19 protein-coding genes and 1 pseudogene are annotated in these 21,841 nt (G+C 69.4%); 15 read left to right on the top strand and 5 right to left on the bottom strand.

What is annotated here, in order from left to right:
* Nucleotides 1–28 precede the first annotated feature (28 nt).
* A complete protein-coding gene (locus tag FRZ32_RS01935; RefSeq protein ID WP_147041913.1) occupies nucleotides 29–2,089 on the bottom strand; it encodes a M13 family metallopeptidase in 2,061 nt (686 codons plus the stop codon).
* Between the two features lie 432 nt (nucleotides 2,090–2,521).
* On the opposite strand from FRZ32_RS01935, the gene aroF reads away from it, so the two are divergent.
* Genes aroF through FRZ32_RS01905 form a run of 6 tightly spaced genes read left to right on the top strand, consistent with a single transcriptional unit; the run spans nucleotide 2,522 to nucleotide 8,891 of the window.
* A complete protein-coding gene (gene aroF, locus FRZ32_RS01930; RefSeq protein WP_147041912.1) occupies nucleotides 2,522–3,538 on the top strand; it encodes a 3-deoxy-7-phosphoheptulonate synthase in 1,017 nt (338 codons plus the stop codon).
* Entirely contained in the window at nucleotides 3,535–5,034 is a 1,500-nt protein-coding gene (locus FRZ32_RS01925) for an anthranilate synthase component 1 (protein ID WP_147041911.1), read from the top strand. The genes aroF and FRZ32_RS01925 overlap by 4 nt, the downstream gene beginning before the upstream one ends.
* Nucleotides 5,031–5,654, top strand: a complete 624-nt coding sequence (locus FRZ32_RS01920) for an anthranilate synthase component II (RefSeq protein WP_147041910.1) — start codon at nucleotides 5,031–5,033, stop codon at nucleotides 5,652–5,654. The genes FRZ32_RS01925 and FRZ32_RS01920 overlap by 4 nt, the downstream gene beginning before the upstream one ends.
* Nucleotides 5,654–6,586 (top strand): chorismate synthase, encoded by a 933-nt coding sequence (gene aroC, locus FRZ32_RS01915; RefSeq protein ID WP_147041909.1) that lies wholly within the window; start codon nucleotides 5,654–5,656, stop codon nucleotides 6,584–6,586. The genes FRZ32_RS01920 and aroC overlap by 1 nt, the downstream gene beginning before the upstream one ends.
* The gene (gene aroB, locus FRZ32_RS01910) at nucleotides 6,583–7,722 is read left to right on the top strand and encodes a 3-dehydroquinate synthase (protein ID WP_147041908.1); all 1,140 of its coding nucleotides are present in this window, start codon (nucleotides 6,583–6,585) and stop codon (nucleotides 7,720–7,722) included. The genes aroC and aroB overlap by 4 nt, the downstream gene beginning before the upstream one ends.
* The gene (locus FRZ32_RS01905; RefSeq protein ID WP_147041907.1) at nucleotides 7,719–8,891 is read left to right on the top strand and encodes an LL-diaminopimelate aminotransferase; all 1,173 of its coding nucleotides are present in this window, start codon (nucleotides 7,719–7,721) and stop codon (nucleotides 8,889–8,891) included. Before aroB ends, FRZ32_RS01905 begins: the two co-directional genes overlap by 4 nt.
* Before the next feature lie 20 nt (nucleotides 8,892–8,911).
* Here FRZ32_RS01905 and FRZ32_RS01900 read toward each other — a convergent pair whose 3' ends face one another.
* The 3 genes from FRZ32_RS01900 to cysD are packed head-to-tail and all read right to left on the bottom strand — an operon-like array spanning nucleotide 8,912 to nucleotide 12,748.
* Nucleotides 8,912–10,039, bottom strand: a complete 1,128-nt coding sequence (locus FRZ32_RS01900) for a TIGR03032 family protein (RefSeq protein ID WP_147041906.1) — start codon at nucleotides 10,037–10,039, stop codon at nucleotides 8,912–8,914.
* 9 nt (nucleotides 10,040–10,048) lie between these two features.
* On the bottom strand, nucleotides 10,049–11,848 hold the full coding sequence (gene cysC / locus FRZ32_RS01895; RefSeq protein WP_147041905.1) for an adenylyl-sulfate kinase: 1,800 nt from the start codon (nucleotides 11,846–11,848) through the stop codon (nucleotides 10,049–10,051).
* Entirely contained in the window at nucleotides 11,849–12,748 is a 900-nt protein-coding gene (gene cysD, locus FRZ32_RS01890; protein WP_147041904.1) for a sulfate adenylyltransferase subunit CysD, read from the bottom strand.
* A 148-nt stretch (nucleotides 12,749–12,896) separates the two neighbouring features.
* Between cysD and FRZ32_RS01885 the strand changes: the two genes are divergently transcribed.
* The 7 genes and pseudogenes from FRZ32_RS01885 to queA all read left to right on the top strand — a co-directional run bounded on the left by FRZ32_RS01885 (nucleotide 12,897) and on the right by queA (nucleotide 18,495).
* Nucleotides 12,897–13,577: a DUF1013 domain-containing protein gene (locus FRZ32_RS01885; RefSeq protein WP_192901903.1), complete on the top strand. Its 681-nt coding sequence runs from the start codon at nucleotides 12,897–12,899 to the stop codon at nucleotides 13,575–13,577.
* On the top strand, nucleotides 13,555–14,646 hold the full coding sequence (locus tag FRZ32_RS01880; RefSeq protein WP_243445159.1) for an MBL fold metallo-hydrolase: 1,092 nt from the start codon (nucleotides 13,555–13,557) through the stop codon (nucleotides 14,644–14,646). The genes FRZ32_RS01885 and FRZ32_RS01880 overlap by 23 nt, the downstream gene beginning before the upstream one ends.
* A gap of 32 nt (nucleotides 14,647–14,678) precedes the next feature.
* Nucleotides 14,679–14,927: an exodeoxyribonuclease VII small subunit gene (locus FRZ32_RS01875; RefSeq protein ID WP_147041901.1), complete on the top strand. Its 249-nt coding sequence runs from the start codon at nucleotides 14,679–14,681 to the stop codon at nucleotides 14,925–14,927.
* On the top strand, nucleotides 14,917–15,834 hold the full coding sequence (locus FRZ32_RS01870) for a polyprenyl synthetase family protein (RefSeq protein WP_424141275.1): 918 nt from the start codon (nucleotides 14,917–14,919) through the stop codon (nucleotides 15,832–15,834). Before FRZ32_RS01875 ends, FRZ32_RS01870 begins: the two co-directional genes overlap by 11 nt.
* Before the next feature lie 30 nt (nucleotides 15,835–15,864).
* The gene (coaD, locus tag FRZ32_RS01865; RefSeq protein ID WP_147041900.1) at nucleotides 15,865–16,368 is read left to right on the top strand and encodes a pantetheine-phosphate adenylyltransferase; all 504 of its coding nucleotides are present in this window, start codon (nucleotides 15,865–15,867) and stop codon (nucleotides 16,366–16,368) included.
* Between the two features lie 407 nt (nucleotides 16,369–16,775).
* Nucleotides 16,776–17,456, top strand: a pseudogene (locus tag FRZ32_RS01860) (peptidylprolyl isomerase); the annotation flags it as partial.
* A 13-nt stretch (nucleotides 17,457–17,469) separates the two neighbouring features.
* Complete coding sequence (gene queA / locus FRZ32_RS01855) at nucleotides 17,470–18,495, top strand: tRNA preQ1(34) S-adenosylmethionine ribosyltransferase-isomerase QueA (RefSeq protein WP_147041898.1); 1,026 nt, start codon at nucleotides 17,470–17,472, stop codon at nucleotides 18,493–18,495.
* Here the strand turns inward: queA and FRZ32_RS15160 are convergent.
* Complete coding sequence (locus FRZ32_RS15160) at nucleotides 18,492–18,650, bottom strand: hypothetical protein (RefSeq protein WP_158635792.1); 159 nt, start codon at nucleotides 18,648–18,650, stop codon at nucleotides 18,492–18,494. The two genes, queA and FRZ32_RS15160, sit on opposite strands and share 4 nt — an antisense overlap.
* 226 nt (nucleotides 18,651–18,876) lie before the next feature.
* Between FRZ32_RS15160 and FRZ32_RS01850 the strand changes: the two genes are divergently transcribed.
* Nucleotides 18,877–19,593 carry a CPBP family intramembrane glutamic endopeptidase, BDIM_20840 family gene (locus FRZ32_RS01850; RefSeq protein WP_147041897.1) on the top strand — a complete coding sequence of 239 codons (717 nt, stop codon included), beginning with the start codon at nucleotides 18,877–18,879 and terminating at the stop codon, nucleotides 19,591–19,593.
* Nucleotides 19,594–19,783: 190 nt separating this feature from the next.
* Entirely contained in the window at nucleotides 19,784–21,814 is a 2,031-nt protein-coding gene (locus tag FRZ32_RS01845; protein ID WP_147041896.1) for a M13 family metallopeptidase, read from the top strand.
* Nucleotides 21,815–21,841 lie beyond the last annotated feature (27 nt).

Raw genomic sequence — 21,841 nt, 5'->3', positions numbered from 1 at the left:
TCCCTGATGCAGGGAGGGGCGATAAGGCTCACCAGATATGAACGCGCTGGTCGGGCGGCAGGTAAAGCCTGTTGCCCGGCTGGATGTTGAAGGCGCGATACCAGGCATCGACGTTTCGCACGACGCCGTTCACGCGGAATTCGGCCGGGCTGTGCGGATCGGTCAGCACCTGCTGGCGAAGCGCGTCGGGCCGCTGCTGCGACCGCCAGACCTGGGCGAAGGCGAGGAAGAAGCGCTGGTCGCCGGTCAGGCCGTTCAGCACCGGCGGCTCGCCATGCTGCGCGACATAGCGGCGATAGGCCCCATAGGCGACCTCGATGCCGCCGAGATCGCCGATATTCTCGCCCATCGTCTGGCGGCCGCGGATATGCAGGCCCGGCACGGGTTCGTAGGTGTCATATTGCGCGCCGAGGCGGGTGACGAGCGCCTGGAAGCGCGAATTGGCCTCTTCGGACCACCAGTTGCGCAGCCGGCCCGATCCGTCGAAGCGGCTGCCCTGATCGTCGAAGCCGTGGCCCATTTCGTGGCCGATCACGGCGCCGATCGCGCCATAATTGACCGCCGGATCGGCATTCGGATCGAAGAAGGGCGGCTGCAGGATCGCCGCCGGGAAGGTGATCTGGTTGGTGAGCGGGCTGTAATAGGCGTTCACCGTCTGCGGCGTCATGCCCCACAAGGTGCGATCGACCGGATTGGGCAGGCGCGACAATTGCAGGTTATGCTGGAATTGCTGGGCGCGCATCATGTTGCCGAGCAGATCGTGCGGATCGACCTGCATCGACGAATAGTCGATCCAGTGGACCGGGAAGCCGACGCGCGGATCGAAGGCGTCGAGCTTTGCGATCGCCGCCTGGCGGGTGGCGTCGTCCATCCACTGGTTGGCGCGCAGCCGCTCGCCGAGCGAGGCGCGCAGATTGCCGACCATCTCGGTCATCTGGCGCTGCGACTCCTCGGGGAAGTAACGCGCCACGTAGAGCTGGCCGACATCCTCGCCCAGCGTCCGGTTGACCACGGCGAGCCCGCGCTTCCAGCGCTCGCGCTGCTGCTCGGTGCCGCGCAGCGTGTGCGAGAAGAACTGGAAATTGGCCTGATCGAAGGCGCGCGGCAGGAATTCCGCATTGTTGCTGACGAACTGGAAGGCGAGCCAGTCCTTCCAGGTCTGGACCGGGGTCGAGGCGAACAGCCGACCCTCCGCCTGGATGGCGGTCGTCTGGCGGACGATGATCGTGTTGACGCCCGACAGGCCCTCGCCCTGGAGCCAGAGCGGCCAGTTGAACTCGGGCGCGAGCGCCGCGAGCTGCGCCGGCGTCATCGGATTGATCGAGCGCGCGACGTCGCGGCTCTGCTCGGGCGTCCAGTGCGCCTCGGCGATCGCATGTTCGAGCGCGATCACCCGGTCCGCGCGCGCCTCCGGCTCGCTATAGCCGGCGAGGCGGAAGATGGTCGCGACATAGGTGCGATAGGCGGCCCGATAGGCGTCGAACTGCGCGCCCGGATTGAGGTAGTAATCCCGGTTCGGCATGCCGAGCCCGCCCTGGCTTGCGCCGGCGGCATAGTGGGTCGGATCGCCGGGATTGGGCGTGATGCCGACGCCGAGCGGCGAGGGGAAGCCGGGAGTCGCGAACAGCCGGACGAGATCGTCCCGGCTCTGCGCGGCGTTGATCCGGTCGAGATAGGGACGCAGCGGCGCGGTGCCGCGCGCCTCGATCCCCGCCTCGTCCATCCAGCTCGCATACATGGCCGCGACGCGCTGGCTCACCGGATCGCTCGCCTGCGCGGCGGTGTCGACGATCGCCTTCACCTGCCGCTCGACATCGTTGCGAAGCGAGGTGAAGCCGCCCCAGGAGGTCTCGTCGGGCGGGATCGGATTGTTCCGGAACCAGCTGTTGTTGGCGTAGCGCCAGAAATCGTCGCCGGGCTGGATCGAAAGATCGCGCGCCGAAAGATCGACGCCCCAATCGCCGAACGCGGCATGGCCGCTTCCCGATGCGGCGGTTGCGGCGCTGTGGGGCGGCTGCGCCTGGGCAAAAAGCGGCGCCGTTCCGGCAAGCAGGATCGCCGCCAGCGCGGCGATACGGGATTTTTGCATGTAAATGGCCTCCCAACGGCCAGGCGGTCGCCGGCCGTCCTAAGATAAGTCCCCGCGCGCACTAGCTCGCAAGCCGGGCGGCGATGCAAGTTTTTTTAGACGAACGACATGTGCCCTGTCCGAGAGGAGGGGACGTGCGGGGAAACAGGGGGTTAGGTCGTGCGACGAACGTCGCGCCTTGATGCCCATGCCGGAGACGATTGACGCGCGAGGCGCGGTGTCTGTAAGCATGCGGCGATGACTCGCGACCACGCCTCCGCATTCGCCGCGCCGGTTTCCGGCCACGGCGCATTTGCGTTCGGCTGGTGGCGGTGGACGTCCTCGCGATGGCGCGGCTGATCGAAGCGCATCCTGACCTTTAAGGTCTCGACCGATCAGACCCGCCCGACCGGCGGGTTTTTTTATTGCCCAGTCGCCAGGAAGTTTGCCAACATGATCATCGTCCTCAAGCCCGAAGCCCCCGCCGACGCCGCCCAGCGGCTGCTCGACCGGATCGCCGGCGCCGGATTGAAACCACTCCACATGCCGGGGGCCGAGCGCGTGGTGCTCGGCGCGCTCGGCGACGAACGGGTGCTCGCCGAGCTCGCGCTCGACAGCGACCCGCACGTCGAATCGGTGAAGCCGATCCTTGCCCCCTACAAGCTTGTCGCGCGCGACCTGCACCCGCACGACACGATCGTCTCGATCGGCGGCGTCGCCTTCGGCGGCCGCGCGGTGCCGGTGATCGCCGGCCCCTGCGCGGTCGAGACCCGCGAGCAGCTGTTCAACAGCGCCAGCGCCGTCCAGGCCGCGGGGGCGAAGGTGCTTCGCGCCGGGGCCTACAAGCCGCGCACCAGCCCCTATGGCTTCAGCGGCCACGGGCCAGAGGGGCTGCGGCTGCTGCGCGAGGTGGCGGACGAGCTCTCCATGCCGGTCGTCACCGAGGTGATGGACACCGCCGATGTCGACATCGTCGCGGCCCATGCCGACGCGTTGCAGATCGGCGCGCGCAACATGCAGAATTTCCCACTGCTGCGCGCCGTCGGGCGGACCGACAAGCCGGTCCTGCTGAAGCGCGGTCTCTCCGCGAAGATCGAGGAGCTGCTGCTCGCGGCGGAATATATCCTCGCCGCCGGCAACGATCAGGTGATCCTGTGCGAGCGCGGCATCCGCACCTTCGAGACCGCGACCCGCAACACGCTCGATCTCAACGCCGTGCCCTACATGAAGCAGCGCACGCACCTGCCGGTCGTCGTCGATCCATCGCACGGCACCGGCATCCGCGATCTCGTCGGGCCGATGGCGCTGGCGGCGGCGGCCTGCGGCGCGGACGGCCTCCTGATCGAGGTCCACGAAAATCCGTCGGTCGCGCTGTCGGACGGCGCCCAGTCGCTCTATCCGGACCAGTTCGCGGCGCTGATGCCACGCGTGTCGGCGGTGCTCGCCGCCGTCGGCAGGATCGCGGCATGAGCCAGGTGCGCGCCTTCACCCGCGCGCTCGGCCGGGCTGTCGACCCGCTGGCGCTCTATCGCGCGCTGTGCGCCGGACGGGCCGACACCCTGCTGATCGAGAAAGCGGACGGCCCCGCCTTGCTGATGGAGCGCGCTGCGCTTCGGCTCGAATGCCGGGGCAACGAGGTCGTCGCGAGCGCGCTGTCGGCCAATGGCGCGGCGGCGCTCTCGGCGCTTGCCGAACGGCTCGCCGATCGCGTGGCAGACAGGGATGCGGAGGGGGTGCGGTTCGCCTTTCCGCCGATCGCCGGCGACGATGCCGAGGAACGATTGCGCGCGCCGACCCCGCTCGATGCGGTGCGCGCGCTGATCGGCTTCGACAATCTTTCGCCGCAGGAGCCGTGCGCGCTCTTCGTGCCCTTCGTCCTGGCCTTCGATTATGCCGCCAACCTTGAAGGGCTGCCGGCGAGCGGCGAGGATCCGACCGGCTTTCCCGATTATGTCGCCTGGCTCGCCGAAAGCCTGGTGGTCTTCGATCCGGGCGCGGCGCCACGCATCGTCTGCGCCGCGTTCGGGGAGGACGAAAAGGCCGCCTTCGCCGCCCAGGAGCGTTTGTCCTCGATCATCGCGCGCGCGGCCGCCGACGCCGCGCCGCCGGCCCCCATCCCCCCGGGGGCGGCGCCGATCTCGGTCGATCTCGACGATGCCGCCTATTGCGCGCTGGTCGAGACGATGCGCGGCCATGTCGCCGCCGGGGATGTCTACCAGATCGTGCCGTCGCGCACCTTCAGCGCCCGCTGCGCCGATCCGCTTGCCGCCTATGCGGCGCTGCGGGCGCGCGAGCCGAGCCCCTATCGTTACCATGTCGACGGCGGCGATTTCGTCCTGATCGGCGCGTCGCCCGAAACCTCGGTGCGCGTCTTTCGCGAGGAGGGGGCGAGGCAGGTCGAGATCAAGCCGATCGCCGGCACCCGAAAGCGGGGCCGCTGCGCCGACGAGGACGGGCGGTTCGAGGCCGACATGCGCCTCGACGGCAAGGAGCTGGCCGAGCATATGATGCTCGTCGATCTCGCCCGCAACGATGTGGCGCGGATCAGCGTCGCGGGAACCCGCCGGGTCCGCGCGCTGATGACGGTCGAGCGCTACCAGCATGTGATGCACCTCGTCTCCTCGGTCGTCGGGACGCTCCGCCCCGATCTCGATGCGATCGACGCGCTCCATGCCGGCCTCAATCCAGGCACGCTTTCGGGCGCCCCGAAGATCCGGGCGACGGAATTGCTTCGCCGCCACGAGCGGACCCGGCGCGGGGCCTATGGCGGCGCGATCGGCTGGATCGACGGCGACGGCCTGCTCGACAGCGCCATCGTGATCCGATCGGCGGTCGTGACCGGCGGGACGGCCTATGTCCGCGCCGGCGCCGGCATCGTCCACGATTCCGTCCCCGCGCGCGAAGCGGCGGAGACGCGCCAGAAGGCCGCGGCCCTCCTTTCCGTGCTCAGCGGAGTCGCCGCATGACCCGATCCATCCTGATGATCGACAATCTCGACAGCTTCACTTTCAACCTGGTGGAGACGCTGGCGCGGCTTGGCTGCACGGTCAAAGTCCTGCGCAACACGATCGCGGCGGGCGATGCGCTGGCGCTGGCGAAGGAAGCCGGCGCCGCGATCCTGCTCTCGCCCGGCCCGGGGCGGCCGGAACAGGCGGGCTGCTGCCTCGATCTGATCCGGATCGCGAAGGGCAATGTGCCGGTGCTCGGCATCTGCCTTGGCCACCAGGCGATCGTGTTCGAGGCCGGCGGCCGGGTCGATCGGGCCGGCGAGCCGGTGCACGGGAAGGGCACGTTGATCGACCATGACGGCGCCGGGCCCTTCGCCGGGCTGGAGGGGCCGGTGCGCGTCGGGCGCTACCATTCGCTGTGCACGCGCGACATTCCCGCGCGCTTCACCGTCCATGCCGAGATCGACGGCATGGCGATGGCGATCAGCGATCTCGCGGCGCTCCAGATCGGGCTGCAGTTCCATCCCGAATCGATCCTCACCGCGGACGGCGACCGCATCCTCGAAAACGTCCTCGCCCTCTTTCCCGCCCGCCAAGGCTTGCCCGACGCGCCGGCGCCAGCCATGCACGCCGCCTGATGAGCTGGAACAGCTTTGGACGGTGCTTCCGCTTTTCGACCTGGGGCGAAAGCCACGGGCCGGCGATCGGCGCGCTTGTCGAAGGCTGCCCGGCGGGGATCGCGCTCGCCGAGGGCGACATCCAGCCCTTCCTCGATCGGCGCCGGCCCGGCCAGTCGCGCTTCACGACGATGCGGCGGGAGCCGGACGAGGTGCGAATCCTTTCGGGAGTCCGATCCGGCCGCACCACCGGCGATCCGATCAGCCTGAAGATCGAGAATATCGACCAGCGATCGAAGGATTATTCGGAGGTCAGCCAGGCCTATCGGCCCGGCCATGCCGACTATGTCTATGACGCCAAATATGGATTTCGCGACTGGCGCGGCGGCGGCCGGTCCTCGGCGCGCGAGACGGCGTCGCGGGTCGCGGCCGGGGCGGTCGCGCGCAAGCTGATCCCCGGCGTGACGATCGCGGCCTATGTGGTGGAGATCGGCGGCGATCCGATCGCCGGTTTCGATGCCGACCAGATCGACGCCAATCCCTTCTTCTGCCCGGACGCCGCCGCTGCGGAGCGCTGGGCCGCGCGGCTCGATGCGGCGCGAAAGGCGGGCGATTCGCTCGGCGCGGTCGTCGAATGCGCGGTCGAGGGCGCCGAACCGCCGCCGTCGGAAACCTTCGCGGCGATGATGTCGATCAATGCGGTGAAGGGCGTCGAGCTGGCGGCCCCGGGGCGGGTGCGGATCGCGTTCAAGCCGACCAGCTCGATCCTGACGCCGGTGCCGACGATCGACCGCGAGGGCAACGAGACCGAGATCGTGACGAAGGGCCGCCACGACCCCTGCGTCGGCATCCGCGGCGCGCCGGTGGCGGCGGCGATGATGGCGCTGGTCCTGGCCGACCAGGCGCTCCAATCCCCTCATCCTGCCCTCTCCCCGGAGAGGAGGGGGACATGAGCATCGTGCGGGTCGAGCTTGGGCCGCGCGCTTATGACGTCCGCATCGAAGCGGGCCTGATCGGCCGCGCCGCCCAACATCTCGCGCCGCTCGCGCCCAATGGTCGCGCATTCGTCGTGACCGACCAAAATGTCGCTGCGGCGCAGGGTGCGCGGCTCACCCAGGGCCTGTCGGGCCTCGCCACCGAAACCGTCACCATCCCGGCCGGGGAGGCGAGCAAGAGCTGGGAGATGCTCGCTTTCGTGACCGACCGGCTGCTCGCGCTCGGCATCGAGCGGGGGGAGCCGATCATCGCCTTCGGCGGCGGGGTGGTCGGCGATCTTGCCGGCTTCGCCGCGGCGATCCTCCAGCGCGGCACGCCTTATGTGCAGGTGCCGACCAGCCTGCTCGCGATGGTCGACAGCTCGGTCGGCGGCAAGACGGCGATCGACGTGTCCGCCGGCAAGAACCTGATCGGCGCCTTTCATCAGCCGCGCCTCGTCCTCATCGACCCGGAGGCGCTGGCGACCCTGGCCGCGCGGCAGATGCGCGCCGGCTATGCCGAGATCGTGAAGGCCGCGCTGATCGGCGATCCGGCTTTCTTCGACTGGCTCGAGGCGAATGGCGCATCGGTGCTCGCCGGCGCGCCCGACGCGCTCGCCCATGCGATCGCCGCCAGCGTCGCCTTCAAGGCCGCGATCGTTGCCGAGGACGAGCGCGAGACCTCCGGCCGTCGCGCCCTGCTCAATCTCGGCCATACCTTCGCCCATGCGATCGAGGCGGAGGCCGGCTTTTCCGACGATGTGCTGCACGGCGAGGCGGTGGCGGCGGGCCTCGCGCTGGCCTTCGATCTGTCGGTCCGGCGCGGCCTGTGCGCGCCGGAGGACGCCGCGCGCGTGGGGCGTCACCTTCGGGCGACGGGCCTCCCCGCGAGCCTCGCCGATCTCGGCATCGCCGCCACGGGCGCGAGCCTCGCCGGGCGGATGGCGAGCGACAAGAAGAAGGCCGGCGGCCGCGTCGCCTTCATCCTGGCGCGGGGCATCGGCCGGGCCTTCGTCGATCGCGACGTGGAGCTGGAGGCGGTCGCGAAATTTCTCGATTCCGCCGCGGCCGGGGCCTTGCACCCGGCGCGCGGCTGCGACAGGCAGGACCAATGACCGACTTCTACCGCATCCGCCGGCTGCCGCCCTATGTCTTCGCCGAAGTCAACGCGATGAAGGCGGCGGCGCGGGCGCGCGGCGAGGATGTCATCGACCTCGGGATGGGCAATCCCGACGGCGCGCCGCCGGCCCATGTGATCGAGAAGCTGGCCGAGGTCGCCCGCGATCCGCGCGCGCATCGCTACTCCGCGTCGAAGGGGATCACCGGGCTCCGCAAGGCGCAGGCCGGCTATTACGCCCGCCGCTTCGGCGTCGATCTCGATCCGGAGAGCGAGGTGATCGTCACGTTGGGATCGAAGGAGGGGTTGGCCAACCTCGCCCAGGCGATCACCGCGCCGGGCGATGTCGTGCTCGCGCCCAATCCCTCCTATCCGATCCACCAGTTCGGTTTCATCATCGCCGGCGCGGCGATCCGATCGATCCCCGCCGCGCCCGGCCCCGATTTCTTCGACAGCCTCGATCGGGCGGTGCGTTACACCGTGCCGAAGCCGACCGTGCTGGTCATCGGCTATCCGAGCAACCCGACCGCCTATGTCGCCGATCTCGCCTTTTACGAGCAGGTCGTGGCCTATGCGCGCGAGCACAAGCTGTGGGTCATTTCCGATCTCGCTTATGCCGAAATCTATTATGGCGACACGCCGACGCCATCGATCCTCCAGGTGCCGGGCGCGAAGGACGTGGCGGTCGAGTTCACCTCGATGTCGAAGACCTATTCGATGGCCGGCTGGCGGATGGGCTTCGCGGTCGGCAATCGCGAGTTGATCGGCGCGCTGACGCGGGTGAAATCCTATCTCGATTATGGCGCCTTCACGCCGATCCAGGCGGCCGCGGTCGCCGCGCTCAACGGGCCGCAGGACATTATCGAGGCGAACCGCAAGCTCTATCGCGGCCGGCGGGACGCGTTGGTCGAAAGCTTCGGCCGCGCCGGATGGGAGATTCCTTCGCCCGAGGCGAGCATGTTCGCCTGGGCGCCGATCCCCGAGGCCTGGCGCGCGGCGGGATCGATGGAATTTTCCAAGCAGCTGCTTGCCGAGGCCGGGGTCGCGGTGGCACCCGGCGTCGGCTTCGGCGAGGAGGGCGAGGGCTATGTGCGGATCGCCCTGGTCGAGAACGAGCAGCGAATCCGCCAGGCGGCGCGCGGCGTGAAGAAGTTCCTGGAGCGCTAGGAAGAGAATCCGCGCGGGGGTCAGCCCTCGACGAACAGCGGTGCGAATTCGGCGTCGTGCGAGACGAGGCTGTTGAGCTCCGGCGAGCCGATGCCGACCGCCATCGGGCAGGCGACGCCGGGCAGGATGGCGACGTCGAACAATTCGCGGATCGCGCCGTCGATGCGAAGCCATTCGACGATGTCGCCGCTGCGCAGATCGACGATGCACAGGCCGCACCAGGGCGCACCGTCGCGCTTCGCGAGCTGGTCCTGAAGCTCGAGGCCCTCGAAAATGCCCTCGCGCGGCATCGAGACGGTGACGATCGCATGGCCGCCGATCACGGCGAGGCCGCGCAGGAAGCCGGGGCAGAAGGCGATGTCGGTCCGGCCGCCCGTCGCCGGATCGACGCGGACGATCATGCCGCGCCCTGAATCGAGCAGCAGCACCCCGTCCGGCGTCACGCGCGGGCTGTGCGGCATCGACAGGCCATCGGCGACGACGCGGTTGTCGGCAAGGTCGATCAGCACGCCGCCGTCGCGCCGCCGATCGCGCCAGCCTTCGACCATGTCGGAGCGGCTGATCGCGGTCACGTAAGCCGGGCGGCCGCCGTCCATCGCAAGGCCGTTGAGGTGGCATCTGTCCTCGGCGGCGAGCTTCGAGACGAAGGGCGGCATCCACAATGGCTTGAAGCCATGGGTGGCGCTGGTCGTCGCGAGGCAGTTGAACCGGGTCGCGACGAAGATCGCCCGGCCGCGCGAATCGAGCGCGATTTCGTGGACGTCGAGGTCGCCGGTCACCTGCGCTGCGCGCGGCACGTAGAGCCGGTCGAAATTGGCATTCGCCCGCTCGTGCGGCGCGAGCATGTTCTCGAGCCGCCAGATCTGGTGCTGCGAGGCGATCACGAGGCGCTGCGGGCTCGCATGGAGGCCCATGGCGCGCGCATAATTCTGCTGGTGGACGGAAATCCGCCCCTCGGGCAGCCGGCCGATCAGGAAGAGCTGGCCGGTCTGATAGGTGGTGAAGGCGAGGCTGAGGTCCATCCGCTCCAGCCAGGGCCGGAAGCCGCGCGACAGCTTGATGTCCGTGTGGCCGAGCGGCCGCTCTGCGGCCGGGGCCGCTTCGGGGCCCTCCTCGGCCCTCGTTTCGATCCCGCCAGCATCGCCCATCGCCACTGCCTAGGCAAAAAGGCCGCGGCGTTCCAGCCACTCGATCACCGCATCCGCCGCCGCCTCGGCGCTCGTCGCCAGCGTGTCGATGGTGATTTCCGGCGCATCGGGCCGCTCATAAGGCGAATCGATGCCGGTGAAGTTGGCGAGCCGGCCGGCGCGCGCCTTGCGGTAGAGTCCCTTGGTGTCGCGCTGCTCGGCCTCGGCGAGCGGCGTATCGACGAAGATTTCGACGAAGTCGCCCTCCGGCATCATCGCCCGGACCATCTCCCGTTCGGCGCGGAAGGGGCTGATGAAGGCGGCGAGCACGATGAGCCCCGCATCGAGCATCAGCCGCGCCGTCTCGCCGACGCGGCGGATATTCTCGACCCGATCGGCCTCGGTGAAGCCGAGATCGCGATTGAGCCCACGCCGCACATTGTCGCCGTCGAGCAGGAAACTGTGGCGGCCCATCGCATGGAGCTTCGCCTCGACGAGATTGGCGATGGTCGACTTGCCGGCGCCGGACAGGCCGGTGAACCAGAGCAGCTTCGGCCGCTGGCCCATCAGCGCCGCGCGCCGCGCCGGCGTCACCGCGATCGCCTGCGCGTGGATGTTCTCGGAGCGCCGCAGCGCGAAGTGGATGAGGCCGGCCGCGACGGTCGCATTGGTGATCCGGTCGATCAGGATGAAGCCGCCGAGGTCGCGGCTCTTCTCATAGGGCTCGAACAGGATCGGCCGCGCCGTCCACAGATTGGCGACGCCGATATCGTTGAGCGCGAGCGTCTTTGCGGCGAGATGCGCCAGCGTTTCGACGTCGAGACGATATTTCGGCGCGTGGAGGGTCGCCGGTACGGTCTGGGTGCCGATCTTCATCAGATATTGCCGGCCTGGCACCAACGGCGCCTCGTCCATCCAGATCAATGTCGCTTCGAACTGGTCGCCGGCGCCGGGCGGATCGGCGGGATCGGCGATCATGTCGCCGCGCGAGCAATCCACGTCGCCGGCGAGCGTCAGCGCGATCGAACGACCGATGCCGGCCTGGGCGAGGTCGCCGTCCCGCGTGACGATGCGCCCGACGGCGAGGCGACGGCCGGAGGGGGCAACGACCACCTCGTCGCCCGGGCGGATCGTGCCAGCGGCGATCGTCCCGGCATAGAAACGCTGGCCGTCCGCGCGCACGACATGCTGGACCGGCATCCTGAACGCGGCGAGGGAAGGGCCGTCCGCCGGCGCGACCCGTTCGAGATGGGCGAGCAATGCGGGGCCGTCATACCAGGGGGTGGCGGGCGACTGGGTGGCGACATTGTCGCCGTTGAGCGCACTGACCGGAATTGCGGCGCACGCCCCGCCGCCGACCCGGTCCAGCGCCTCGCGGAAGCTTGTCGCGATCGCGTCGAACCGCGCCCGATCGAAGGCCACGAGGTCCATCTTGTTCACCGCCAGCACGAACGACCGGATGCCGAGCAGCCGGGCGATGGCGAGGTGGCGGCGGGTCTGCGGCAGGACGCCCCTGGTCGCGTCGACCAGCACGATGGCGAGGTCGGCGCGCGAAGCGGCGGTCGCCATGTTGCGCGTATATTGCTCGTGCCCCGGCGCGTCGGCGAGGATGAAGCGACGACCGCCATGCTCGAAATAGAGGTGGGCGACGTCGATCGTGATTCCCTGCTCGCGCTCGGCTTCCAGCCCGTCCGCGAGCAGGGCGAGATCGGTGACGCCGACCAGCCGATCCGAAGGGATCGCGCCGCAATCGGCGAGCAGGCGACCGATCAGGGTCGACTTGCCGTCGTCCACCGATCCGCAGGTGATGAGGCGCAGGAGCGAGCGCATTCAGAAATAGCCCTGCCGTTTCTTGCGCTCCATCGATGCCGGCTGGTCGCGGTCGATGAGGCGTCCGGCGCGCTCCGAGGTCCGGTCCGCGGCCATCTCGGCAAGGATCGCATCGATGTCCGCGGCGTCGCTCTCGATCGCGCCGGTCAGCGGGTAGCAGCCGAGCGTGCGGACCCGGACCCGCCGGGGCGCGGGGCTCTCGCCCGGCGCCAGCCGGAAACGGTCGTCGTCGACGATGATGAGGGCGTCGCCGCGCCGCACGGTCGGGCGCTCGGCGGCGAAATAGAGGGAGGCGACCGCGATCCGCTCGGCAGCGATATAGGTCCAGATGTCGCGCTCCGTCCAATCGGAAAGCGGGAAGACGCGGATGCTTTCGCCCGGCGCGGTGCGCGCATTGTAGAGCCGCCACGGCTCGGGCCGCTGCCGTTTCGGATCCCAGCCATGCGACGCGCTGCGGACGGAGAAGATTCGCTCCTTGGCGCGGCTCGCCTCCTCGTCGCGCCGGGCGCCGCCGAACACCATGTCGTAGCGCCCGGCATCGAGCGCCTGCTTCAGCCCCTCCGTCTTCCACAGCTCGGTGTGGAGCGCGGAGCCGTGATCGAACGGATTGATGCCGCGCGCCTCGGCTTCGGGATTGCGATGGACGATGAGCGGAATGCCGGCCTCGGCGGCGGCGGCATCGCGAAGCGCGTACATCTCCTTGAACTTCCAGCCGGTATCGACGTGAAGGAGCGGGAAGGGCGGCGGCGCCGGAAAGAAGGCCTTGCGCGCGAGATGGAGCATCACCGCGCTGTCCTTGCCGGCCGAAAACAGCATGACGGGCCGTGCCGCCTCCGCGACGGCTTCGCGCAGGATGTGGATGGAGTCGGCCTCCAGGGCCTGGAGCAGCTCGTCGGTCACGCATGCGTGACTATGTCCAGCGGGCGGGGAAGCCAAGCTTATGCTTGCGCCCGAACCCGGCCGCGACTAAATCACCAGGCGACAGTCGGCCGCTCCGCGAGGGGCGGCCCTTATCGTTTCTGGAGGTTCTCAAGTGTCTCAGCCGCTCATGCCCCATGCCACGGCCAGCTGGCTTGTCGACAATACGTCGCTGACCTTTCAGCAGATCGCCGAATTTTGCGGCCTCCACATTCTCGAGGTCCAGGCGATCGCCGACGATACCGCGGCGACCAAGCTGACCGGCCGCGATCCGCTGCGATCGGGCGAGCTGACGATGGAGGAGATCGAGAAGGGGCAGGCCGACCCGGCCTATCGCCTCCGGATGCAGAAGGAGCCGGACCAGGCGCTGCGGACCAAGGGCCCGCGCTACACGCCGGTGTCCAAGCGGCAGGACAAGCCGGACGGCGTCGCCTGGCTGATCCGCAACCATCCCGAGCTTTCGGACGGCCAGATCGGCAAGCTGATCGGCACCACCCGCTCGACGATCCAGGCGCTTCGTGAGCGCACCCACTGGAACATAGCCAATATCCAGCCCAAGGATCCGGTGACCCTTGGCCTGACCACGCAGCGCGAACTCGACGCGGCGGTCGCCAAGGCGGCGAAGGCCGCCGGCACGCAGGCGCAGAACGATGTCGGCATGGAGCGCGACCGCGAGGCCCTGATCGAGGAGCTGCGCGCCGAGCGCGAGGCGGCCGCGCGCGATGCGGAGGCGGCGCTCGCGGCCGAGCAGGCCGAGGTGGAGGATACGGCGGCGGCCGGCCAGGGCTTTGACGATCCCTTCCGGACCTGAGGCGCCGGCGCCGGACGAATCGCTCGTCGCGGCCCCGACGACGCATCGCGGCCTGACCTACCCGTTCGGCCGCTTCGCTCCTGAACATGGCGCGTTCGCCAGGGTCGCCGAGGGCGTCGGCTGGTCGCGATTGCCCGTGCCGGGGTCGCTCGGCCATATCAACATATGGATGCTTGACGACGGCGACGGAGTCGCGCTGGTCGATACCGGGCTTGCGATCGATGAGGCCCGGGCGGCCTGGGCGGCGCTGCTCGACGGGCCGCTCGCCGGCCGGCCGATGACGCGGATCATCGTCACCCATTTCCACCCCGACCATGTCGGCCTTGCCGGCTGGCTTTGCGAACGGACCGGTGCCCGCCTGTGGATGACCCGTGGCGAATGGACGTACGCCCGGATGCTCGCCGCCGACGTTCGCGATGCGCCGCCCGACGAGGCGGTCGCCCTCTGGCGTGCCGCCGGCTGGGACGAGACGCGGATCGCGGCCGAGGCGGCGCGCGGCTGGGGCCGGTTCGCGTCGATCGTCAGCCCGATCCCGGTCAGCTACGGACGGCTGGCCGACGGCGACGAGGTCCGCATCGGCACGCGTGACTGGCGGGTGGTGATCGGCTCGGGGCATTCGCCCGAACATGCCTGCCTGGTCGACATGGAAGGGCGGCTGATGATCGCGGGCGATCAGGTGCTGCCGCGGATCACGTCCAACGTCTCGCTGAACCTCAGCGAGCCCGAGGCCGATCCGCTCGGCGAATGGCTGGCCTCGATCGCGAAGCTGAGAGAGTTGCCGGCCGATCTTCTGGTCCTGCCGGCGCACGGCCAGCCATTCACCGGGCTCCACGCCCGGCTCGACGCGCTGGACGCCGGGCATCGCGACCGTCTCGACGCGCTTTACGGCGCGATCGCCGAGCCAAAGCGCGCCGTCGACTGTTTCGGCACCCTGTTCGCCCGGCGCATCGACGACGGATCGTTCGGTCTCGCGAGTGGCGAGGCGCTGGCCCATTTGCGGCGGCTCGAGGTCGAGGGGCGTGCGATCCGCGAGGTGCGCGACGGCGTGTGGTGGTTCCGCGCGGCTTGACCGCGCGCACCGCCGCGCCCAATGCTTGATCCATGGCGGAGGGACAGGACGACGTTGCCGATCTCAGCTTCGAGGCTGCGCTGAAGCGGCTCGAGGAGATCGTGCGCAAGCTCGAAAGCGGCGAGGCGCCGCTCGACGAAGCGATCGACCTTTATACCGAGGGCGACCGGCTGAAACGCCAGTGCGAGGCGCGGCTCGCCGCGGCCCAGGCACGGATCGAGCAGATTCAGTTCGGCCCCGGCGGGGCGCCCTCCGGCACGGCGCCTTTCGGTGGCGACTGAGGGCGCGGTGGCGCTGCGGCCTCTCCCGCTGGAGACGGCGCTCAGGGAGGTCGGCGCCGAGATCGACCGGCTGTTCGAGACATTGCTGCCGGTCCCGCTCGACAGCCGCGCGCGGCTTTACGAGGCGATGCGCTATGCGGCGATCGGTGGGGGCAAGCGGATGCGGCCGTTCCTGGTCGTCGCCGGCTGCGACCTTTTCGCCGTCGATCGCGCCCGCGCGCTTCGGGTGGGCGCCGCGATCGAGGCGATCCATGTCTATTCGCTGATCCACGACGATCTTCCGTCGATGGACGATGACGATTTGCGGCGCGGCAAGCCGACTCTCCACCGCGCCTATGACGAGGCGACCGCGATCCTTGCCGGCGATTCGCTCCATGCGCTGGCGTTCGAGATCCTCGCCGACGAGGCGACGCACGAGGATCCGTTCGTCCGCGGCGAGCTGGTCGCGGCGCTCGCCCGCGCCTCGGGCCCCGACGGCATGGCGGGCGGCCAGATGATGGACCTGATGGCCGAGGAGGCGGAGCTCGACCTTGCGTCCGTGACGCGGCTCCAGCAGCTCAAGACCGGCGCGCTGATCGGCTGCTGCCTCGAATCGGCGGCGATCATGGGCCGCGTGCCGCCGGAAGGGCGGGCCGGCCTGCGCGGCTATGCGCGCGACATCGGCCTCGCCTTCCAGATCGCCGACGACCTGCTCGACCATGAAGGTTGCGAGGAAAAGGCCGGCAAGCGGGTCGGCAAGGATGCGGGCGCGGGCAAGGAGACGTTCGTCTCGCTGCTCGGCGCCGATCGCGCGCGCCGCCAGGCGGAGGCGCTGGTCGACCAGGCGATCGAGCATCTCTTGCCGTTCGGCGCGGCTGCGGACCCGCTTCGCGCCGTCGCCCGCTTCGCGATCGAGCGGGATCATTGAGCCGGTCCGCGCGATGAACGGGGAGGGAAGATGAGAACCGCCGTCTATCCGGGCACGTTCGATCCGATCACGCTCGGCCACATGGACATCATCCGCCGCGCCGCGCACCTCGCCGACAGGCTGGTGATCGGCGTCACGACCAATCCGTCCAAATCGCCGATGTTCACGCTGGACGAACGCCTCGCGATGGTCGAGCGCGAGGTGGCGGGGATCGCGAACGGCAAGATCGGGGTCGTCGCGTTCGATTCGCTGCTGATGGACTTCGCGACGCGCGAAGGGGCCTCGATGATCGTGCGCGGGCTGCGCGCCGTCGCCGATTTCGAATATGAGTTCCAGATGGCCGGCATGAACCAGCAGCTCAATGCCGAGGTCGAGACCGTCTTCCTGATGGCGGACGTGTCGCTTCAGCCGATCGCGTCCAAGCTGGTCAAGGAGATCGCCCTGTTCGGCGGCGACATCCGCAAGTTCGTGCCGCCGGCGGTCGCGGCCGACGTGACGGCGCGGGTGGAGCGGATCGGGCGGCGGGGCGCCTGATCGGCGCTTGAGGCCGGGCGGGCGGCGCTCTAGACACATTCATTCATGCGAGAATCGAGGATTTGATGCGCTTGTCGTCGCTGTTCGCCGGATTGACCGGCCTCCTGTTCGCCGGCGCGTTGGCCGCGCAGGTTCCGGACCAGGCCGCCGGCGATCCGCCCGCGCCCGCCGCGAGCGAGGCTGCCCCGAGCGAGGCGCAGGCCCAGCCGCCCGCCGCAGCGACGCCGGCCCCCGCGGCCGAGGCTCCGACGCCGGGGGACAGCCAGGCCCGGCCGCCCGCCGCAGAGACGCCAGCACCGGCGGCCGAAACCCCGGCGCCCGCGGCCGAAACTCCGGCGCCGGCCGCGGACGCTCCGGCGAGCGCCGCGCAGCCGGCCGCGCCCACCCGGCCGAGCGGGCCGCTGCCCGTCCCGCCGCCGCCGCCGCCGCTCACGCCCGAAAATACCTGGGTGCTCGACCTGTCCGACGGTGGCCGGGTCCAGATCCAGCTTCGCCCCGATGTCGCGCCCAACACGGTGCAGCGGATCAAGACGCTGACCGAGCAGGGTTTTTACAACAACCTCATCTTCCACCGGGTGATCGAGGGCTTCATGGCGCAAGGCGGCGATCCGCGCGGCAACGGCACCGGCGGTTCGACGCTTCCCGACCTTCCGGCGGAGATCAACGGGCTCCCGCACCTCAGGGGCGCCGTCGCGATGGCGCGCGCGCAGGACCTCAACAGCGCGAACAGCCAGTTCTACATCATGTTCACCCCGCATCTTGCGATGGACCGCGACTATACGGTGTTCGGGCGGGTCGTTTCCGGCATGAACTTCGTCGATGCGATCCAGCGCGGCGAGCCGCCGGCCAATCCGACCCGGATCGTGCGCGCCTCGCTGGGCTCCGACAATGTGCCGGAGATGAGCGCGGAGGCGCTTCGCGCGGCGGGGGCGCCGGCAGCGCCCGCCTCCACGGAGGGAAGCATTCTCGGCATCCCGTCCGCCCCGCCGCGGGCGCAGCCGGGCACGAATGTCGGTCCGGTCATGCCGCAGCCCGGCGTGCCGCGCCAACCCGAGCAGCCGCAGCAGCAGCGGCGGCGCCCGAGCTAGCCGCGGCGCCAGCGTGCGGGTCGACCTTTTCGACTTCGACCTGCCGCCCGACCGGATCGCGCTGAGGCCCGCACGGCCGCGCGATTCGGCGCGGCTGCTGCAGGTCACGCCCGGCGGGCTCGCGGACCATCTGGTCACCGATCTCCCGCGCCTGCTTCGGCGCGGGGACGTGCTCGTGTTCAACGACACGCGGGTGATCCCGGCGCAGCTCGAAGGGATGCGCGGATCGGCGCGGATCGGGGCGACGCTCCACAAGCGCGAGGGCGTGCGCGAATGGCGCGCCTTCATCCGCAACGCCAAGCGGCTGAAGCCCGGCGACCGGATCGATTTCGGCGCTGGCGTGCAGGCGATCGCTTCGGATCGGGGCGACGACGGATCGTTCCTGCTGGCCTTCGAAGGCGACGAGCCGGTCGAGCTGATGCTGACACGCGCCGGGCGGATGCCGCTGCCGCCCTATATCGCCGGCAAGCGCGCCGTCGACGCGCGCGATGCCGAGGATTATCAGACCATGTTCGCGCGCGAGGACGGAGCGGTCGCCGCCCCGACCGCCGCGCTTCACTTCACGCCCCGGCTGATGGCGGCGCTGGCCGAGGCCGGGATCGGCCACGAGACGCTGACCCTCCATGTCGGCGCCGGCACGTTCCTGCCGGTCAAGGCCGAGGATACCGACGCCCATGCGATGCACGCCGAATGGGGCCGGATCGATGCCGCGACGGCCGCGCGGCTCAATGCGGCGCGCGCTGCCGGCGGGCGGATCGTCGCCGTCGGCACAACGTCGTTGCGGCTGATCGAAAGCGCCGCCGGCGACGATGGCGCGATCCAGCCGTTCCAGGGGGACACCGCGATCTTCATCACCCCCGGCTACCGCTTTCGGGGCATCGACGGACTTGTCACCAATTTCCACCTGCCGAAATCGACCCTGTTCATGCTGGTGTCGGCACTGATGGGGCTGGAGAGGATGCAGGCAGCCTACGCCCATGCGATCGCCGCCGGCTATCGCTTCTACTCCTACGGCGACGCGAGCCTGTTGCTGCCCTAGCCGAACCAGCCGCGGCGACGCTCGAACTTGGAATAATCGGAATGTCCGCGCCGGTAATCGCGCTCCCGTCGCCGTCTCGCGCGGACGACGAGGATCAAGGCGGCGCAAAGCACCGCGATCAACGCGATCAGCGAATGAGCCAGCATGACACGCAACGCAACCTCCATCCTGCGCCGCAACCATATCGGATTTCAGGACCTCGTTCTTCTGCGGAGACTACCGGGTCAGGGTCGTTGCCGACGCGAAAAAGTAACGATTCCCCGTAGCACCCCGATGCGCGTTCCCCGGTTCACACGGGCGAGCGCGGCGGCCGGACCGGCGCCCCCACCGGCTTGCGCCCCTTCTTCCCGTCGTCTAGGCGACGTCGCGAAAGGGGTGGGGATGGACGGCTTTATCGGACTTCTTGGTACGCTTGGCATTCTGCTCGTCGTCGGCACGGCGATCGGGCTGACGCGGCGTGCGAACTTTTCCTTCCGCTGGTTGATCGTCGCGGCGGCGCTGGTCGCGCTCGAGGACGCGCTGCTGACCCGCGGCTACGGCCTGCTCCCCGATCTCCTTCCGGCCAGCGATTGGAACTGGCAGGGCAAAATCCTGGCGCTCGCCGCGACTTTGGCGGTCGCCTCGCTCCCCGGCTTCGGCTGGAGGCGGAGCGGCCTGACCCTCGCGCAGACGCCGGGAAGCCTGAAGAGCTGCATCCCGGTCGCGCTCGTCTACTGCCTGTTCTTCGTCGCCATCGCGGTCGCCTTTCCGTCCGATCCGGCCTCGCGCGAGACAGTCGCTTTCCAGCTCACCATGCCGGGGCTGGAGGAAGAGCCCTTCTATCGCGGCACCCTGCTGCTCGCGCTCGACCGCGCCTTCACCGGCCGGGTGCGCTGGCTCGGCGTGGACTGGGGCTGGGGCGCGGTGCTGAGCTGCGCCCTGTTCGGCATGACGCACGCCTTCGGATATGAAGACGGCCATTTCTCGCTCGATCCGATGATCATGGCGCTGACCGCCGTGCCCTCCTTCCTCGCGGTGTGGCTGCGGCTGCGGACCGGGAGCCTGGTGCTGCCGGTGCTGCTTCACAATTTCGGCAATTCGATCGGCCTGGTGATCTAGCCCGTCTGCGTCGCCCGCGCCTTGCAAAAGGTGTATTATACTGATATGACACGAGAAAGAGGATGGCCGGCCCGCTGAGCCCGGCGTCCGCGCCGGCGCGTTGGTAGCTTCCCTTCATAAGGGATTGACTATTCACCCTGAATTTCAGCTATATGCTACATATGTAGCATGTGCGGCAGGGAGCGGATCGATGGGAAAGCGGGCAAGGGCGGTTTCGATCCTGGGTTTGGCGGGGCTCGGCCTCGCCATTGGCGGCGGCATGGCCCAGGCGATCGACGGGGCTGAGCCCGGCGCGGCATCCATGCCGGCCGCGCGCTATCGCAACGGGATCGATCTCGCCGCCATCGATCCGCGGGTGAATGCCTGCGACAATTTCTACCGCCACGCCTGTGGCGGCTTCATCGCGGCGGCGCATCCCGATGCGAACCGGCCCGAACTCAATATGGGGGAGATCCGGTTCAACCAAAATCTCGAACGCGCCCTCGACGCACTGTTCCGGACGCCCGGCGACGACCCCGAACTGCGGCGGCTGGAGACCTTCTACCGATCGTGCAACGCCTCCGTCGCCGGCGCCAATGCGGCGGATGTCGCCGCCGTCCAGACATGGCTTTCCCGGATCGACGGCGTGAACAGCCGCGCGGATGTGCAGCGGATGATGCGCGATCTCTCCCAGATCGGCGTCGACGTCTTCTTCAATTATGGCGGCTGGGCCGATCGCACCGATTGGACCCGTTATCGCGGCGAATTGCTGAACGCGGGCACCTGGGCCGATCCCGACCTCGTCGAACGCGCCTTCGCCTTGTCGGGCCGCGACGCCGCCACCGCGCACCGCGATGCCCAGGCGGTGGTTTCCATCGCCGCCGCGCTTCGGCCCCACGCGGTCCAGCGGTGGGACGACAATAGCGAGCATCCGATGAGCCAGGCCGAGATCGCCAGGCTTGCGCCGGCGATCGATTGGCCGGCCTATTTCGCGATGGTCGGCGCGCCGGCCGAACGGCCGATCAACGTCACCTCGCCCGATTATCTCCGCGACCTTCAGGGGCAGCTCACCACCCGCCCGATCGCGGAGCTGCGCGCCTATATTCGCTGGAAATTCCTGGTCTCGCTGCGCGGCGAGCTGCCGCGCCCCTATGTCCGCGCCTTCGCCAATATCGAGCCGTGGGCCAGGGTCGCGGTCGGCGATCCGGCGACCCAATGCCGGGAGGCGACGGTGCGGGCGATGGGAGTCGAATTCTCGCGCCAGTTCGCGACGCGCATCCTTGGCCGCGACGCCCGCGAAACCGGCCTGTCGATCACCACCTCGATCCGCGACGCGATCGTCCGGTCGGCGGAAAGCCGCTCCTGGCTTTCGCCGCAGGCGCGAACGGCCACCGCGGACAAGCTGCGCCAGACCGACCTCAAGATCGGCTTTCCCGACCAGTGGCCGGAGACGGGCAGCTACGAGCTGCGGCCGGACCGCTTCTTCGACAATGTGCTTGCCGCGCGCCGCTACGAGCAGCAGCGGACGTGGGCGCGCGCCCAGACGCGGCGCGATCGCCGTGCCTGGGACATGATCGTCTCGCCCTGGGTGGGAGACGGCATGGCGGCCGCGCGTCTCGTCGTTCCCAATGGCTATCCCGACGCGCTGACCAATTCGATGATCATGACCGCCGGCTACCTGATGCCGCCGCGCTTCGACGCCCGGGTGCCGATCGAGGTCAATTACGGCACGTTCGCCGCGACCGTCGGCCATGAATTCGTCCATGTCGCCCAGCTCCACATGTATGGCGCCGACGGCCGCGAGACCGAATTGTGGAGCCCGGCCGATCAGGCGGCGGCCACGCGCCAGGGCCAGTGCGTCATCGATCAGGCCAATGCCCATGAGCCGCTGCCGGGGCTGCACATGGACGGCGCGGGGCAATATGAGGAAAATGTCGCCGATTATGGCGGCATCCGGCTCGCCTACGAAGCGCTGCGCGCGCGGCTCGGCGCCGCGATCGACCGTCCGGATTCGAGCGGCATGACCCCCGGCCAGCGCTTCTTCTACGCCTTCGCTCAGAACTGGTGCACCGCGCAGACCGACGACAGCCTGCGCGGCCATGTGAGCTCGGACGGGCACGGGCCGCCCGAATTCCGGGTGAACGCGCCGCTATCGAACCTCCCGGCCTTCGCCCACATTTTCGGCTGCGGCGGATCGGCGCGGATGGTTCGTCCCGCGGCGAACCAGTGCACGGTGTGGTAAGGGCGCGCTTTCCAATCGGGAGCGATC

The organism is Sphingosinicella ginsenosidimutans (genome assembly GCF_007995055.1).
Classification (GTDB): domain Bacteria; phylum Pseudomonadota; class Alphaproteobacteria; order Sphingomonadales; family Sphingomonadaceae; genus Allosphingosinicella; species Allosphingosinicella ginsenosidimutans.
The sequence above is the reverse complement of the archived record's forward strand: the minus strand, read 5'-3'. Positions and strand labels throughout refer to the sequence as shown.

What these genes read in the sequence shown, in the direction of transcription:
- FRZ32_RS01935 (WP_147041913.1), bottom strand. Translation starts at nt 2,089, where the DNA reads ATGCAAAAATCCCGTATCGCCGCGCTGGCGGCGATCCTGCTTGCCGGA.
- aroF (WP_147041912.1), top strand. Translation starts at nt 2,522, where the DNA reads ATGATCATCGTCCTCAAGCCCGAAGCCCCCGCCGACGCCGCCCAGCGG.
- FRZ32_RS01925 (WP_147041911.1), top strand. Translation starts at nt 3,535, where the DNA reads ATGAGCCAGGTGCGCGCCTTCACCCGCGCGCTCGGCCGGGCTGTCGAC.
- FRZ32_RS01920 (WP_147041910.1), top strand. Translation starts at nt 5,031, where the DNA reads ATGACCCGATCCATCCTGATGATCGACAATCTCGACAGCTTCACTTTC.
- aroC (WP_147041909.1), top strand. Translation starts at nt 5,654, where the DNA reads ATGAGCTGGAACAGCTTTGGACGGTGCTTCCGCTTTTCGACCTGGGGC.
- aroB (WP_147041908.1), top strand. Translation starts at nt 6,583, where the DNA reads ATGAGCATCGTGCGGGTCGAGCTTGGGCCGCGCGCTTATGACGTCCGC.
- FRZ32_RS01905 (WP_147041907.1), top strand. Translation starts at nt 7,719, where the DNA reads ATGACCGACTTCTACCGCATCCGCCGGCTGCCGCCCTATGTCTTCGCC.
- FRZ32_RS01900 (WP_147041906.1), bottom strand. Translation starts at nt 10,039, where the DNA reads ATGGGCGATGCTGGCGGGATCGAAACGAGGGCCGAGGAGGGCCCCGAA.
- cysC (WP_147041905.1), bottom strand. Translation starts at nt 11,848, where the DNA reads ATGCGCTCGCTCCTGCGCCTCATCACCTGCGGATCGGTGGACGACGGC.
- FRZ32_RS01885 (WP_192901903.1), top strand. Translation starts at nt 12,897, where the DNA reads ATGCCCCATGCCACGGCCAGCTGGCTTGTCGACAATACGTCGCTGACC.
- FRZ32_RS01875 (WP_147041901.1), top strand. Translation starts at nt 14,679, where the DNA reads ATGGCGGAGGGACAGGACGACGTTGCCGATCTCAGCTTCGAGGCTGCG.
- coaD (WP_147041900.1), top strand. Translation starts at nt 15,865, where the DNA reads ATGAGAACCGCCGTCTATCCGGGCACGTTCGATCCGATCACGCTCGGC.
- FRZ32_RS01850 (WP_147041897.1), top strand. Translation starts at nt 18,877, where the DNA reads ATGGACGGCTTTATCGGACTTCTTGGTACGCTTGGCATTCTGCTCGTC.
- FRZ32_RS01845 (WP_147041896.1), top strand. Translation starts at nt 19,784, where the DNA reads ATGGGAAAGCGGGCAAGGGCGGTTTCGATCCTGGGTTTGGCGGGGCTC.